This window comes from Thiobacter sp. AK1, assembly GCF_039822265.1.
GTDB lineage: Bacteria > Pseudomonadota > Gammaproteobacteria > Burkholderiales > Thiobacteraceae > Thiobacter > Thiobacter aerophilum.
On sequence record NZ_JBAJEX010000013.1, the window covers coordinates 19600 to 33816 of the forward strand.

The 14217-nt window shown below is 63.3% G+C and carries 13 protein-coding genes and 1 tRNA gene; 9 read left to right on the top strand and 5 right to left on the bottom strand.

From position 1 onward, the window contains the following. Positions 1 to 9 precede the first annotated feature (9 nt). From V6E02_RS11965 to V6E02_RS11985, 5 genes are all read left to right on the top strand, one after another. Complete coding sequence (locus V6E02_RS11965) at positions 10 to 636, top strand: RlmE family RNA methyltransferase (RefSeq protein WP_347309038.1); 627 nt, start codon at positions 10 to 12, stop codon at positions 634 to 636. A gap of 81 nt (positions 637 to 717) precedes the next feature. Further along, complete coding sequence (gene ftsH, locus V6E02_RS11970; RefSeq protein ID WP_430626802.1) at positions 718 to 2601, top strand: ATP-dependent zinc metalloprotease FtsH; 1884 nt, start codon at positions 718 to 720, stop codon at positions 2599 to 2601. A 65-nt stretch (positions 2602 to 2666) separates the two neighbouring features. Then, complete coding sequence (folP, locus tag V6E02_RS11975; RefSeq protein ID WP_347309050.1) at positions 2667 to 3512, top strand: dihydropteroate synthase; 846 nt, start codon at positions 2667 to 2669, stop codon at positions 3510 to 3512. Continuing rightward, positions 3509 to 4870 (top strand): phosphoglucosamine mutase, encoded by a 1362-nt coding sequence (glmM, locus tag V6E02_RS11980; RefSeq protein WP_347309040.1) that lies wholly within the window; start codon positions 3509 to 3511, stop codon positions 4868 to 4870. Before folP ends, glmM begins: the two co-directional genes overlap by 4 nt. Positions 4871 to 4924: 54 nt before the next feature. After that, positions 4925 to 7216 (top strand): putative bifunctional diguanylate cyclase/phosphodiesterase, encoded by a 2292-nt coding sequence (locus V6E02_RS11985; RefSeq protein WP_347309041.1) that lies wholly within the window; start codon positions 4925 to 4927, stop codon positions 7214 to 7216. Here the strand turns inward: V6E02_RS11985 and V6E02_RS11990 are convergent. From V6E02_RS11990 to pstS, 5 genes are all read right to left on the bottom strand, one after another. Beyond that, on the bottom strand, positions 7191 to 8351 hold the full coding sequence (locus V6E02_RS11990) for a polysaccharide pyruvyl transferase family protein (RefSeq protein WP_347309042.1): 1161 nt from the start codon (positions 8349 to 8351) through the stop codon (positions 7191 to 7193). The two genes, V6E02_RS11985 and V6E02_RS11990, sit on opposite strands and share 26 nt — an antisense overlap. Before the next feature lie 28 nt (positions 8352 to 8379). Further along, a complete protein-coding gene (gene pstB / locus V6E02_RS11995) occupies positions 8380 to 9195 on the bottom strand; it encodes a phosphate ABC transporter ATP-binding protein PstB (RefSeq protein WP_347309043.1) in 816 nt (271 codons plus the stop codon). Between the two features lie 10 nt (positions 9196 to 9205). Then, positions 9206 to 10051, bottom strand: a complete 846-nt coding sequence (gene pstA, locus V6E02_RS12000) for a phosphate ABC transporter permease PstA (protein ID WP_347309044.1) — start codon at positions 10049 to 10051, stop codon at positions 9206 to 9208. 1 nt (position 10052) lies between these two features. Continuing rightward, a complete protein-coding gene (pstC, locus tag V6E02_RS12005; protein WP_347309045.1) occupies positions 10053 to 11015 on the bottom strand; it encodes a phosphate ABC transporter permease subunit PstC in 963 nt (320 codons plus the stop codon). Between the two features lie 142 nt (positions 11016 to 11157). Beyond that, complete coding sequence (pstS, locus tag V6E02_RS12010; protein ID WP_347309046.1) at positions 11158 to 12198, bottom strand: phosphate ABC transporter substrate-binding protein PstS; 1041 nt, start codon at positions 12196 to 12198, stop codon at positions 11158 to 11160. Between the two features lie 178 nt (positions 12199 to 12376). Between pstS and tpiA the strand changes: the two genes are divergently transcribed. From tpiA to V6E02_RS12030, 4 genes are all read left to right on the top strand, one after another. After that, the gene (tpiA, locus tag V6E02_RS12015; RefSeq protein ID WP_347309047.1) at positions 12377 to 13132 is read left to right on the top strand and encodes a triose-phosphate isomerase; all 756 of its coding nucleotides are present in this window, start codon (positions 12377 to 12379) and stop codon (positions 13130 to 13132) included. Positions 13133 to 13153: 21 nt separating this feature from the next. Next, positions 13154 to 13492, top strand: a complete 339-nt coding sequence (secG, locus tag V6E02_RS12020; protein WP_347309048.1) for a preprotein translocase subunit SecG — start codon at positions 13154 to 13156, stop codon at positions 13490 to 13492. 38 nt (positions 13493 to 13530) lie between these two features. Then, positions 13531 to 13615, top strand: a tRNA-Leu gene (locus tag V6E02_RS12025). A 169-nt stretch (positions 13616 to 13784) separates the two neighbouring features. After that, the gene (locus V6E02_RS12030) at positions 13785 to 14141 is read left to right on the top strand and encodes an NADH-quinone oxidoreductase subunit A (protein WP_347309049.1); all 357 of its coding nucleotides are present in this window, start codon (positions 13785 to 13787) and stop codon (positions 14139 to 14141) included. The last annotated feature ends 76 nt before the right edge of the window (positions 14142 to 14217 follow it).

The window sequence follows — 14217 nt, forward strand, 5'->3', positions numbered from 1 at the left end:
GTCTATAGCATGAAGCGCAGCAAGACCAGTAAGGCCTGGATGGCCAGCCATGTCCGCGATCCCTTCGTCCAGCAGGCCAAGAAGCTCGGCTACCGCTCGCGCGCGGCGTTCAAGCTCCTGGAAATCGACGCGCGCGATCGCCTTTTGAAGCCAGGCGCGCTGGTGGTGGATCTGGGTGCTGCGCCGGGGGGTTGGAGCCAGGTGGCTGCGCAGAAAGTCGGGCGCACCGGCCGCGTCCTGGCCCTGGACCTGATGGCGATGCCGCCCCTGCCCGGGGTGGAGTTCATCCAGGGCGATTTCACCGAGCAGGCGGTGCAGGAGGTTCTGGAGCAGCGCCTGGCAGGCCGCCCGATCGACCTTGTAATGTCCGACATGGCGCCCAATATCAGCGGCATTGGCATCGCGGACCAGGCGAAGAGCCAACATCTGGCGGAACTTGCCATGGCGTTCGCCCTGCAATGGCTCAAGGCGGATGGGGTCTTTCTGGTAAAACTTTTCCAGGGATCTGGGTTCGAAGCCTTCGTCAGCGAGGCACGGCGGCGCTTTTCGCGGGTTGAGTTGCGTAAGCCGCAGTCGTCCCGTCCACGCAGCCGGGAGGTTTATCTCCTGGCGCGCCAGCCCCGCGGTGCTTTATGAGCGTCCCACGGGGTGGGGAATGGGTTTAGAATGACCGAGTCGGTCCAGTTTTTTGCATAGCGGGGTACCCTCTTGAATAACATGTTCAAAACCGTCGCCATCTGGCTCATCATCGGCATGGTGCTGATGATGGTGTTCCAGCAGTTCGGCCAGCGGCGCGTGGTCGCCAGCCACATGGAATTCTCGGCCTTCGTGCAGGAGGTGAAGTCTGGAGCGATCGAGCGCGTCCAGCTCGAGGGCAACACCATCAAGGGCCGGCGTACCGATGGCACCACCTTCACCACCTATGCCCCGTCCAACTACTTGTGGCTGGTGGATGACCTTCTCAAACACAACGTCCGCGTCGATGCCAAGCCGCCCGAGGAACCGTCGATGCTCACCAGCATCTTCATCTCCTGGTTCCCGATGCTGCTTCTCATCGGCGTCTGGATCTTTTTCATGCGTCAGATGCAGGGTGGGGGCAAGGGCGGCGCCTTCTCCTTCGGCAAGAGTCGCGCGCGCATGCTGGATGAGTCGGCCAATACCGTGACCTTCGCCGATGTCGCCGGTTGCGACGAGGCCAAGGAGGAAGTGGCGGAACTGGTGGAGTTTCTCCGCGATCCCGGCCGTTTCCAGAAACTGGGTGGTCGCATTCCGCGCGGCGTGCTCATGGTGGGTTCCCCCGGCACCGGCAAGACCTTGCTCGCCAAGGCGATCGCGGGCGAGGCCAAGGTGCCTTTCTTCTCCATCTCCGGCTCCGACTTCGTGGAGATGTTCGTCGGCGTGGGCGCGGCGCGTGTGCGCGACATGTTCGAGCAGGCCAAGAAGAACGCACCGTGTATCATCTTCATCGATGAGATCGATGCCGTCGGGCGTCAACGGGGTGCGGGCCTGGGCGGCGGCAACGACGAGCGCGAGCAGACCCTGAACCAGCTCCTGGTAGAAATGGATGGCTTCGAGGCCAATTCCGGCGTGATCGTGATCGCCGCCACCAACCGCCCGGATGTGCTCGACCCGGCGCTGCTGCGACCTGGCCGGTTCGACCGGCAGGTGGTGGTGCCGCTGCCGGACATTCGTGGCCGTGAGCAGATCCTCATGGTGCACATGCGCAAGGTGCCCATCGCGCCCGATGTGCGTGCCGACGTGCTGGCGCGGGGGACGCCGGGCTTTTCTGGCGCGGATCTGGCCAACCTGGTCAACGAAGCGGCCTTGTTCGCCGCGCGTGCCAACAAGCGCCTGGTGGACATGGAGGACTTCGAGCGCGCCAAGGACAAGATCATCATGGGTGCGGAGCGTAAGTCCATCGTCATGCCGGAGCATGAGCGGCGCAACACCGCCTACCATGAGGCGGGGCACGCGGTGGTGGCCAAGCTTTTGCCCAAGACAGACCCGGTGCACAAGGTCACCATCATCCCGCGCGGTCGTGCCCTGGGTGTGACCATGCAGCTGCCCACTGAGGACCGCTACAGCATGGACCGCGAAACCATCCTGCAGAACATCGCCGTGCTGTTCGGCGGGCGCATTGCGGAAGAAGTGTTCATGAACCAGATGACCACCGGCGCTTCCAATGATTTCCAGCGTGCCACCGAGCTGGCGCGGCGCATGGTGACGGAGTGGGGCATGTCCGAAAATCTCGGCACCATGGTGTATGGGGAGAACGAGGGCGAAGTCTTCCTAGGCCGTTCCATTACTACCCACAAGAATGTGTCCGAGGCCACCATGCAGAAGGTGGATGCGGAGATTCGCCGCATCATCGATCAGCAGTATGCGCTGGCGCGTCGGCTGATCGAGGAGAACCGCGACAAGGTGGAAATGATGGCCCAAGCCCTGCTGGAGTGGGAGACCATCGATGCGGACCAGGTGAACGACATCATGGCAGGGCGTGCACCGCGTCCGCCCAAGCCCGTGCCGCCGGTGTCCACGCCGGCCGACAAGGCTCCGCCCAGCGCCGCAGCCCCCACCACCAAGCCGGCGGAAGAAGCCTAGCCTGGCAAGAACTGCACGTGGCGGGCGGCGGAGGTGGCGGCCACCCGGCAGTTCTGAGTTGCCACATCGCGAACACTTTTTCCATGCTGCGCTGCGGCCGCTTCACGCTTTCCCTCGACCGCCCCTTGATCATGGGCATCGTCAACGTGACGCCCGATTCGTTTTCCGACGGCGGGCATTTCTTCGACGCCGCCCGCGCCGTGGCGCATGGGCTGGAGCTCGTGGCGCAAGGGGCGGATCTGCTGGACATCGGCGGCGAATCGACCCGTCCGGGAGCAGTCCCGGTTTCCGAGGGCGAGGAGCTCGATCGGGTGCTGCCGGTGTTGGAAGGGCTGCGCGAGGCGCGCGTGCCACTCTCGGTGGATACCCAAAAGCCCGGCGTGATGCGTGCCGCGCTCGCGGTCGGCGCGGACATGATCAACGATGTCAACGCCCTGCTCGCGCCTGGCGCGCTGGCAGCGGTGGCGGCAAGTGATGCAGCGGTCTGCCTGATGCACAAGCAGGGGGAGCCGCGCACCATGCAGGTCAACCCCCACTATGACGATGTGGTGGGGGAGGTGCGCGCGTTTTTGGCGCAACGGATCGCCGCAGCGCAGGCGGCGGGTATCGCCAAAGAGCGCATCGTCATCGACCCGGGGTTTGGCTTCGGCAAGAATCTTCAGCATAATCTGGAGCTTCTGCGGCAGCTTCAGGCCCTGCTGAGCCTGGGCGTGCCAGTGCTGGCGGGCCTGTCACGCAAGTCCATGCTGGGGAGCATCACCGGGGCATCGGTAGAGGCGCGCGTGCATGCCAGCGTGGCAGCGGCGCTTCTGGCGGCGCGAAAAGGCGCGCGCATCCTGCGCGTGCATGACGTGCGACCGACGCGCGAGGCCCTTGCGGTGGTGGCCGCGGTGGAAGGATGGGGAGCATGAGCAGAAAATATTTCGGCACCGATGGCGTGCGCGGCACCGTTGGCCAAGAGCCCATTACGCCCGACTTCGTCATGCGGCTAGGCTACGCGGCCGGGCGCATCTTTGCCGATGCTGACCGGCGATTGCCAAGCGAGCGTCCGTCGGTGATCATCGGCAAGGACACGCGCATTTCCGGTTACATGCTGGAGTCGGCGCTGGAGGCGGGCCTTTCGGCGGCGGGCGTGGACGTGCTGCTTTTGGGCCCCATGCCTACGCCGGGGGTGGCCTACCTGACGCGCGCCCTGCGTTGCCAGGCCGGCATCGTCATTTCAGCTTCCCACAACCCTTATCCCGACAACGGCATCAAGTTCTTTGGTCCGGGCGGCCTCAAGTTGCCGGACCGCGTGGAGCAGGCCATCGAGAAAGCCCTGGATGAACCCCTGCAGTGCCTGCCTGCGGAGCGCCTGGGCAAGGCGCGTCGGGTGGAGGATTCCGACGGGCGTTACATCGAATTCTGCAAGAGCACTTTCCCCAACGAGATGGATCTACGTGGGCTGAAGCTGGTGGTGGATTGCGCCCACGGCGCCACTTACCACATCGCGCCCCATGTGTTTCATGAGTTGGGGGCGGAGGTGATCCCCATCGGCGTCAAGCCCGACGGTCTTAACATCAATGCCGGGTGCGGCTCCACCCACCCCGAACTGCTGCAGCGCACGGTGAAGGAACAGGGCGCGGATCTGGGCGTCGCCTTCGATGGCGATGGCGACCGCGTGATCATGGTAGACGGCGACGGCACGCTCTACGATGGCGATCTGATGCTCTTCGTCATTGCCCGCCAGCGTGCCCGCCAAGGCACGCTCAAGGGCGGAGTGGTGGGTACGGTGATGACCAATCTCGGCCTGGAACATGCCTTCAGGAAACACAAGATTCCCTTCGCACGTGCCGCGGTGGGTGACCGCTACGTCCTGGAGATGTTGGAAGAGAAGGGCTGGCAACTTGGGGGTGAATCCTCTGGTCACATTATCATTCGTGACCGTCACACCACTGGTGATGGCATCATTTCCGCTTTGCAGGTACTGCACGCGCTGCGCGCCCAGCGCCAGACTCTGCGTGAGGCCACGCGCGAGGTCACCCTCTATCCGCAGCGCCTGATCAATGTGAAGATCGGCAAGGGCTTTGATTTTCGCGAAAGCATTCCCGTACAGGCCGCGCTGGTAGAAGCGGAAGCCGAGCTGCGTGGCCAGGGACGCGTCCTGCTGCGCAATTCCGGCACCGAGCCGCTGGTGCGCGTGATGGTCGAGGGCCGGGATCTACAACAAGTAGAACGCTGGGCGCGTCATATCGCCGAGGTGGTGGAGCAGGCGGCAAGCGCCAGCTGATTCTGCGCGCATCCATCCCACCTACGTGGCCGCACCGCGGCCGGAGAGGCAGCCATGGCCATCTCGTTGAGCTTTCGCACGCGTCTGTTTGCCGCCTATCTGTTGGTGCTGCTGTTGGGGCTGTTCCTGGCCTTCTGGGCGATCCGCAGCGGCGAACAGGTTCGGACTGCTGCCCTCGCGGTGGCGGAGCGGGATGCTTTGGCACTGCGTGCCATGACTGGCTTGCAACGCGATCTGCGGGAGCAGGAAGCACTGCTCTATGCCGCGTATGTCGATGGCGTACTGTCCGAGTCGCGTTTCGCGGAAATGGAGCGGCGTTGCAGTCAGGGTCTGGAGGTGCTGCGTCACCAGGGGAGTGTTAAAACCCGCGAGGTGGAGCAGGCCTATGCCGAACTCCGGCAGGCGGTGCGAGCGCTGGCGGCGGCCCTCGCCGAAAGTCCGCCCGACCATCGGGCGGCGCGCGCCGCCCTGGCGCGGGCAAGTAGCCAGGTGGCGCGCATCGATCTGGCCCTGCGTGCCATTGTTGCAGACACCGAACGCCGTCTGGACCAGGCGGTGCGGCAGGTGGAGGCAAGGGCGCTGCGCATGCAGCTCATGGTGGGGCTATTGGCGGCGGCCATCTTCATCGTCTCCTTGTTCGTTGGCCATTACATCGACGGCTATCTGCGCGAGCAGCGTGAGCGCCAGTTGCTCGCCGAGTTTCCGGAGCGCAATCCGCAGCCGGTGATTCGCCTGTCTCCCTCCGGTGCCGTGCTTTACGCCAATCCCGCTACCACAAGACTGCTCGCGCGCATTGGAGCCGCGCAGGACGATGCGCGTTCCCTACTGCCGCCAGATTTGTTGGAGCGGCTGGATATCCTCCGCGGTGGGCAGGACCAGGTCGAATTCCAGGCCTACGAGGTGGTGCCTGGTGTCTATCTCGAATGCCACCTTTACTGGCTGGCGGACCTGCAAGTGTTCCATGTCTATGTCGTGGACGTCACCGAACGGCGATTGGCGGAGGAAAGTCGCATCCGTCAGGCCTATCACGATCCGGTCACCGATTTGCCCAACCGGCGCATGTTCCAGGAGACGGTGCAATCGATCCTCTACGCGCCGGACCGTCCCTCCGTCCGCGCGGCCCTGGTGTTACTAGGCCTGGATCGTTTCAAGTTCGTGGTGGATAGTCTCGGGCATGTGGTAGGGGACGACCTGTTGCGCGCCGTCGGCGCACGGTTGGGGGAAACGTTGGCTGCGCAGCGCGAGCATGTCCAGGGCGCTAAGTTGTATCACTTCGGCGCGGACCGCTTCTGCGTCTTGCTGCCTGCTTATCCGAAAGAGGAGCTACCGGTCCTGCTCGCCGAGAAACTGCTGGAGGCCATGCGCAAACCCTTCTACGTGGCTGGACGCGAGTTCAATCTCGCGGCCAGTGTCGGCATCAGTGTCTTTCCCCTCGATGGCGAGGAGGGTGCGACTCTGGTCCGCAATGCCGAGGCCGCCCTCGAGCGGGCGCACAAACATGGCGGCGACCGCCTCGAGTGCTATACGCGCGACATGAACGAGCGTGCCGAGGAATGGCTGCAACTGGAAAACGAGCTGCGCCACGCGGAGGAACTGGGGGAGCTGCGCGTCTTTTACCATCCGCAGCTGGACGTGGCGAGTGGCCGCGTGATCGGCATGGAGGCGCTGTTGCGCTGGCAGCATCCCAGGCGCGGTCTGCTGACACCCGCGGAATTCCTGCATCTCGCAGAGGAGTCCGAGCTGATCACCCGCCTGGGCATCTGGATGCTGCGCAAGGCCTGCGACCAGATCCGCCGCTGGTGCGACCAGGGACTCGACTGCCTGGTGGTGGCGGTGAACGTATCGGCCCGCCAGTTCGCCCTTACGACCCTTCCCGATCAGGTGGCCCAGGTGCTCCATGACACGGGACTTGTCGCCGCCCACTTGGAGATCGAGATCACGGAAACCACCGCCATGCAGGACGTGGCGCGGACCACGGCGGTGCTACATCGGCTTAAAGGCCTGGGTGTTGGACTGGCCGTGGACGATTTTGGAACGGGTTTCTCTTCCCTAACTTATCTGAAGCGCTTTCCCCTGGACAAGCTCAAGATCGACCAGTCTTTCATCCAGCACCTGCCGGAGGACGAAGACGATGCAGCCATCGTGCGTTCCGTCATTAACCTGGGCCACAGCCTCGGCCTCAAGGTGCTGGCAGAAGGGGTGGAGTCGGAGGCCCAGCTCACCTGGCTGCGGGGTGCCGGTTGCGACAGCTATCAGGGACATCTCGCCGCGCCGCCGCTGGACGCGGCAGCCTTCGAACGCTTCGTGCAGACGCGCGGCCTCAAACGCGCGCCAGCAGCCGGCTGATCCAGTCTTCCAGGGCGGCGCGGCAGCGTGCGGCGAGGCGCGTGGCTTGGGCGAGGCTTGCCGCTTGTGGCTGGTCTAGCGCGCTCGCCAGGGCCACGGCAGCTTCTTGCGGTGGTAGCACGCCGGGCATACCCGGCACTTCCCAGCTTTCCACGAAGGCGCGCAATTTGCGGGGACGGCGTGGAGTGAGCCCCAGGCTGGCCCGTGGCAATCCATAGATGAGCGCGAGCAGGCGTCCATGCAGACTGCTACCGAGAAATCCGCGGCTCTCCGCGATGAGAGCGCAGATGTCCCAGATGTCGAGGGAATGGAACAGCCGGGTCCGCGTGCCCGGCGCCAGGCGTTTCAAGACCGCCGAATAAAGCCCGAGATCGTCGTGTAGTGGCGCGGCGCCGGCCCTGAACAGCACCAGGGGGAGCCCGCTGCGGCCCGCGAGGTGATCGCAGGCGGCGGCGAGTGCGGCGAGGCTCGCCTCATCTGCGAAATCGAGACTGAATTGCACGGCAAGCCAGCCCTCCGGGAAGCTTTGTCTTACGGCGGCCAGTTCGCCGCGCGCGGCGCGGCTCGCGATGCGCGGACCAAACAATTCCCGGGTCAGCACCGCCGCATCCGGCACCAGGGCGCAATCGAGGCCGTGCCGGCGCAAGACATGTGCCGTGTGGCGGTCACGCACAGCGAGCCACTCTGCCTCGCCGAGGGCCGCCAGCACCGCGCGGCGCAGCGCCGCCGGGGCGGCGTCCAGTTCGCACCCACCCACCCCGAAGTGCACGATGCGCGCCTGCCGCCCGGCGCGTTCATGGTCTATCACATACGGCGCGGGCCCCGGCAACCGCGGCTCGAGTGCTGTGGCCGGCTCAGCCGGGGTGACGAGCATCAGTGCCGCCTCCTCGACCGAGCAGGTCAGGATCTCCCCGCCCACGTGTATCAGCACATAGGGCTCGTGGATCCGGGTGGTCAGTTGCGACAGGGGCTCAACGAGGTGACCCCCATAGCGGCGCAGGTCACGCGCCACCAGTCCTGCCACGGCCAGCGGTGGCGTGGGGAACAGGGCGGCGATCACGTGCGGAAACAGTAGATCGCCCAGATTGTGCCGGTCGCAGGCGCCGAACAGGACAAGGGGAAGGGAAGGCGCCATGGCAGACGTTCCCCAGGCGCAGTTGGCTTCAGCCAAACTTGCCCGTGATGTAGTCCTCGGTGGCCTTCTGTTTAGGCGTGGTGAAGATGGTATCGGTGTCGCCGAATTCGATCAGCTCACCCATGTACATGTAGGCGGTGTAGTCTGACACGCGCGCGGCCTGTTGCATGTTGTGGGTGACGATGACGATGGTGTAGTCCACCTTGAGCTCGTGGATGAGTTCCTCGATGTGAGCGGTGGAAATGGGGTCTAGCGCCGAGGCCGGCTCGTCCAACAGCACCACTTCCGGCTTGACGGCAATGGCGCGCGCGATACAGAGCCGTTGCTGCTGGCCCCCAGAAAGGCTGTTGCCAGATTGCTTGAGCTTGTCCTTTACCTCATTCCACAAGGCAGCCTTCTTCAGGGCCCATTCCACCCGCTCGTTCATCTCATGGGTGGATAGCCGTTCATAGAGGCGCACGCCGAAGGCGATGTTGTCATAGATCGACATGGGGAAGGGCGTCGGTTTCTGGAACACCATGCCCACCTTGGCCCGCAGCCGGTTGAGGTCCTGGCGTGGATCAAGGATGTTCTCGCCGTCAAGAATGATTTCACCTTCCGCCCGCTGGTTCGGGTATAGGGCATACATGCGGTTGAAGGTGCGCAGCAGGGTGGACTTGCCACAGCCGGAAGGCCCGATGAAGGCTGTGACGCGGTTTTCCGGAATCTCAAGGTTAATGTTCTTCAGGGCGTGGAACTTGCCATAGTAAAAGTTGAGATTGCGCACGGTGAGTTTGGCCGGCGGCTGGATGCGGGGCGGCCGCGTCTCGTCTAGGGGAGGCAGGGAGGTGAGTTTGCTTTGCATGGTTTCTCGACTAGCCGCGAACGCCCCGCTGCCGGAACAGTACGCGGGCGATGATGTTGAGGATCAAGACACCGAACGTGATCAGCAACGCCCCGGCCCACGCCAGCTTGTGCCAGTCGTCGTAAGGGCTCATGGCGAACTGGAAGATCACCACCGGCAGGTTGGCCATGGGCGCGTTCAGGTTGGTGCTCCAGAACTGGTTGTTGAGGGCGGTGAACAAAAGCGGCGCGGTCTCGCCGGCGATACGGGCCACTGCCAGGAGCAGGCCGGTGATGATGCCGGCGCGGGAGGCGCGCAGGGTGACCAGCGTGATCACCTTCCACTGCGGCGCGCCCAGGGCCGCGGCCGCCTCGCGCAGGCTGTTGGGCACCAGTTTCAGCATGTTCTCCGTGGTGCGCACCACCACCGGAATGACGATGAGAGAGAGGGCGAAGGCGCCAGCCCAGCCGGAGAAATGACCGATGTGCACCACATACACCTCATAGACGAAAAGGCCGATGACGATGGAGGGCGCCGACAGCAGGATGTCGTTGATGAAGCGGGTCAGCGCGGCGAGCGGGCTACCCTGGCCGAACTCCGCCAGATAGACCCCCGCCAGAATGCCTATCGGCGTGCCGATCAGCGTGGCAAAAGTGGTCAACAACAGGCTGCCGACGATGGCGTTGAGCAGGCCACCCTGGCTGCCGGGCGGCGGGGTCATCTGGGTGAAGATCCCCATGTCGATGCCGCCCAGCCCCAGCCGCAGCAGCGTCCAGAGGATCCAGGTCAGCCAGAACAGCCCGAAGGCCATGGCCAGCAGGGACACGGTGAGGTTGAAGGCGTTGACGAAGCGCCGTCGGGCGTAGAGGGAGATCATGCTAGGTTTGCTTGCCTTCCTGCTTCGCAAGCTGCAGCAGCAACAGCTTGGACAGGGCAAGCACGACGAAGGTGATGAAGAACAGGATCAGGCCGAGTTCGATCAGCGCCGCGGCATGCAGATCGGTGGTGGCTTCGGTGAATTCATTGGCCAGAGCGGAGGCGATGCTGTTGCCGGGCATCATCAGGGATGTGCTGAACTGATGGGCGTTGCCGATCACGAAAGTGACCGCCATGGTTTCGCCGAGCGCGCGGCCGAGTCCGAGCATGATGCCGCCCACTACGCCGATCTTGGTGTAGGGCAGCACCACGTGGCGCACAACCTCCCAGGTGGTGGCACCGAGACCGTACGCCGATTCCTTCAGCATGGGCGGCACGATCTCGAACACGTCGCGCATGACCGAGGCAATGAAGGGAATCACCATGATCGCGAGAATGATGCCGGCGGTGAACACGCCGATGCCCATGGGCGCCCCCTGGAACAGGAAGCCGATCACCGGCATGGGGCCCAGGTGGTCGATGAGCCAGGGCTGGATACTGTCCTGCAGGGTGGGCGCCAACACGAACAGGCCCCACATGCCATAGATGATGCTGGGAATGCCCGCCAAAAGTTCCACCGCGATGCCCAAGGGGCGGCGCAGCCACAGCGGCGACAGTTCCGTCAGAAAGAGGGCGATGCCGAAGCTCACCGGCACGCCGATGAGCAGGGCGATGGCCGAGGTGGCCAGAGTGCCGAAGATCGGCACCAGCGCACCGAATTCACCCGTGACCGGATTCCATTCGGTGCTGAACAGAAACTTCGGGCCGAAGGCCTGGATGGCCGGCCAGGCGCCCAGGACCAGGGACAGGATAATGGCGATCAGGGTTGCCAGCACCAGAAAGGCAAAGGTCCGCGTGGTGCCGCGAAACAGCTTGTCGGCCAGGTGCTGCCGCTTGAGGGTCGCGTCGCTGATGGTTTTTGACATGGTGTGAGGCGCCCTTCGTGCAGGCAGTGCTGCGACGGGCATCCTGTCCCGCTGCGCCAGGGAATCGGTCATTGTTAAAATCGCCGAAAATTATACAGCTAAAAAGGGGCCTTTCGGCCCCTTTGATCCGGGCATGCGGTAGTTACCAGATCGCCTTGCCGTTTGCATCCTTGATCTGGGTTTTCCAGGCGTTCTGGACCAGCTTCACGACGTTTTCCGGCATTGGGATATAGTCCAGTTCCAGTGCCAAATTGTCGCCGTTGGCGTAGGCCCAGTCGAAGAACTTCAGTACGGCCTTGGCCCGCTCCGGATTGCCTTGGACCTTGTGCATCAGAATGTAGGTTGCGCCGGTAATGGGCCAGCTTTGCTTGCCAGGCTCGTTCGTCAGGATCTCATAGAAACCTGGAGCCTGCTCCCAGTTGGCGCCAGCCGCAGCGGCTTTGAAGGACTCCGCGTTTGGTGCGACGAAGTGACCTTCTTTGTTGCGCAACAGGGTGTACGCCATCTTGTTTTGCAAAGCATAGGCATATTCGACGTAGCCGATGGCGCCCTTGATCTGCCGCACGTAGGACGCCACCCCTTCGTTGCCCTTGCCGCCCAGGCCGGTCGGCCACGCCACGGAGGTTTCCTCGCCCACTTTCTGTTTCCACTCGGGGCTGATCTTGGACAGGTAGTTGGTGAAGATGAAAGTGGTGCCGGAACCGTCCGAGCGGTGGACTACGGTGATGGCTTGGTCGGGCAGGGGGACGCCCTTGTTTAGGTTGGCGATGGCTGGGTCGTTCCACTTCTTGATCTTGCCCAGGAAGATGTCAGCCAAGAGCGTACCGTCCAGTTTGATCTGGCCAGCCGTGATACCGGGCAGATTCACCACCGGGACCACGCCGCCCATGATGACGGGAAACTGCATGAGGCCGCTTGTCTCCAGCGCGTCAGGCTTGAGCGGCATGTCGGAGGCGCCGAAGTCCACGGTCTTGGCCTTGATCTGCTTGATACCGCCGCCGGAGCCGATGGACTGGTAGTTCAGGCTGATACCCGTCTTCGCCTTGTAGGCCTCGGCCCATTTCGCGAGGATAGGGTAGGCGAAGGTGGATCCGGCGCCGGTGATGTCGGCGGCCAGGGCGCTGCCGATGCTGAGCGCGAACGCGCTCGCAGCTAGAAACGTGCGGGTGATGGTGCTTTTCATTGTCGCTAACTCCTCGTTGATGAGAGATTGGGTGGTGCGTGTGTTTCGGACGGGCATATTAGATCCGTTCGATGACAGATTTATTACACCGCGCCCCACTCCGGCACATAGGGTTGGCGGGATTGACCGAGATTGCCGTCGCCGCTACCATAGGCCGCTTTGTAAAACGGGGTTCACGATGCGCGAGCGTCTGGTCGCAGGCAACTGGAAGATGCACGGCAGCCTGGTCGAGAACAAGGCTCTGCTCGACGGGGTAGTGGCCGGACTCACCGGGCTCGAGGGGGTGCGTTGTGCGGTGTGCGTGCCCTATCCCTATTTATTCCAAGCCCAGTTCGCCTTGCAGAACACTTCCATCCAGTGGGGCGCCCAGAACATGAGTCAGTACGAGAAGGGGGCCTACACCGGCGAGGTTTCCGGCGCCATGCTCCGGGACTTTGGCTGTACCTTCGTCATCGTCGGGCACTCCGAACGGCGAGCGCTGTTTGGCGAGGACGACGCCACCGTGGCGGCCAAATTCGTGGCCGCGCAAAAGGCGGGGCTGACACCTATTTTGTGCGTGGGGGAAAGCCTGGCAGAACGGGAACAGGGTATCACCCAGCAAGTAGTGGAACGCCAGATCCAAGCGGTGGTGGATCAGGCGGGGCTGGACGGTTTTCGCCACTGTGTCATCGCTTACGAACCGGTGTGGGCCATTGGCACCGGAAAGACTGCCACCCCGGAACAGGCGCAAGAGGTGCATGCCTTCATTCGCGGCTTGTTTGCGCCCCACGACGCGGCGCTGGCACAAAGCCTGGTCATCCTGTACGGTGGTAGTGTCAAAGGTTCGAATGCTGCCCAGCTCTTCGCCATGCCGGACATCGACGGTGGCCTGATCGGCGGCGCCTCCTTGAACGCCGAGGAGTTCGTCACCATCTGCAAGGCGGCGCGGCGCTGACTGTCGCGGGAGCCGTTCTTTATGGAAACCTTGGTCTGGATCGTACATGTTTTGGCTGCCCTGGGCATCATCGGCCTGGTGCTCATGCAGCATGGCAAGGGTGCCGACATGGGCGCGGCCTTCGGCAGTGGCGCCTCCGGCAGTTTGTTCGGGGCGACCGGCGCGGCCAACGCCCTGAGCCGGGCGACCAAGATACTGGTGATCGTCTTTTTTCTGACGAGTATCGGCCTCACCTATTTTTCAGTGAGCAAGCATCACAAACCCCTGGCAGTGCCGGTGCAACAGGAAGCGCCCGCCAGCCAGGTGCCGGCGCCGCCGCAGCCTCCAGCAGGCGGCAAGGCGCAGGACATACCCAAATGAAGCGGGGCCGGGCGCAAGGCCCGGTTCCGGCATGACTAGCCGACGTGGTGGAATTGGTAGACACGCCGTCTTGAGGGGGCGGTGGCGCAAGCCGTATGAGTTCGAGTCTCATCGTCGGCACCAAACATAAGCAGGCGTTATGTGACAATAAGCCGCGATAATCACGTAACGTCCTGATTTAAAATTGAAAAATAAAAAATTGCGGCCTTGACACCTGGCTGCAAGCGCCTCTAAACTGCCCCATCCATTGCCATAACAAGAGACGCCCTCCGCCAAGGCGTCGGGGTGGAGCATGCTCGCCAACTATTTCCCCATTTTGCTCTTCGTATTCGTGGGCCTCGCTGTCGGCGCGATTTCCATGGGGTTTGGCTACCTCCTATCACCCAACCGCCCGGACGCGGAAAAACTCTCCCCTTACGAATGCGGGTTCGAGGCATTCGAAGACGCGCGCATGAAATTCGACGTGCGCTATTACCTTGTGGCCATCCTATTCATCTTGTTCGATCTGGAAATCGCATTCCTCTTCCCGTGGGCCATCGTCCTGGAGGACATCGGCCTGTTCGGCTTGGTAGCGATGATGGTGTTCCTGGGCATCCTGGTGGTCGGCTTCATCTACGAATGGATGAAAGGCGCGCTGGAGTGGGAGTAGCGATGCGAGCCACTGAGCAGGGGCCCCGCGTAGCGGGGATGCGAACAAGGCGAGCATCGCTGGGCGCCGACGGTTT

What these genes read in the sequence shown, in the direction of transcription:
- V6E02_RS11965 (WP_347309038.1), top strand. Translation starts at nt 10, where the DNA reads ATGAAGCGCAGCAAGACCAGTAAGGCCTGGATGGCCAGCCATGTCCGC.
- ftsH (WP_430626802.1), top strand. Translation starts at nt 718, where the DNA reads ATGTTCAAAACCGTCGCCATCTGGCTCATCATCGGCATGGTGCTGATG.
- glmM (WP_347309040.1), top strand. Translation starts at nt 3,509, where the DNA reads ATGAGCAGAAAATATTTCGGCACCGATGGCGTGCGCGGCACCGTTGGC.
- V6E02_RS11985 (WP_347309041.1), top strand. Translation starts at nt 4,925, where the DNA reads ATGGCCATCTCGTTGAGCTTTCGCACGCGTCTGTTTGCCGCCTATCTG.
- V6E02_RS11990 (WP_347309042.1), bottom strand. Translation starts at nt 8,351, where the DNA reads ATGGCGCCTTCCCTTCCCCTTGTCCTGTTCGGCGCCTGCGACCGGCAC.
- pstB (WP_347309043.1), bottom strand. Translation starts at nt 9,195, where the DNA reads ATGCAAAGCAAACTCACCTCCCTGCCTCCCCTAGACGAGACGCGGCCG.
- pstA (WP_347309044.1), bottom strand. Translation starts at nt 10,051, where the DNA reads ATGATCTCCCTCTACGCCCGACGGCGCTTCGTCAACGCCTTCAACCTC.
- pstC (WP_347309045.1), bottom strand. Translation starts at nt 11,015, where the DNA reads ATGTCAAAAACCATCAGCGACGCGACCCTCAAGCGGCAGCACCTGGCC.
- pstS (WP_347309046.1), bottom strand. Translation starts at nt 12,198, where the DNA reads ATGAAAAGCACCATCACCCGCACGTTTCTAGCTGCGAGCGCGTTCGCG.
- tpiA (WP_347309047.1), top strand. Translation starts at nt 12,377, where the DNA reads ATGCGCGAGCGTCTGGTCGCAGGCAACTGGAAGATGCACGGCAGCCTG.
- secG (WP_347309048.1), top strand. Translation starts at nt 13,154, where the DNA reads ATGGAAACCTTGGTCTGGATCGTACATGTTTTGGCTGCCCTGGGCATC.
- V6E02_RS12030 (WP_347309049.1), top strand. Translation starts at nt 13,785, where the DNA reads ATGCTCGCCAACTATTTCCCCATTTTGCTCTTCGTATTCGTGGGCCTC.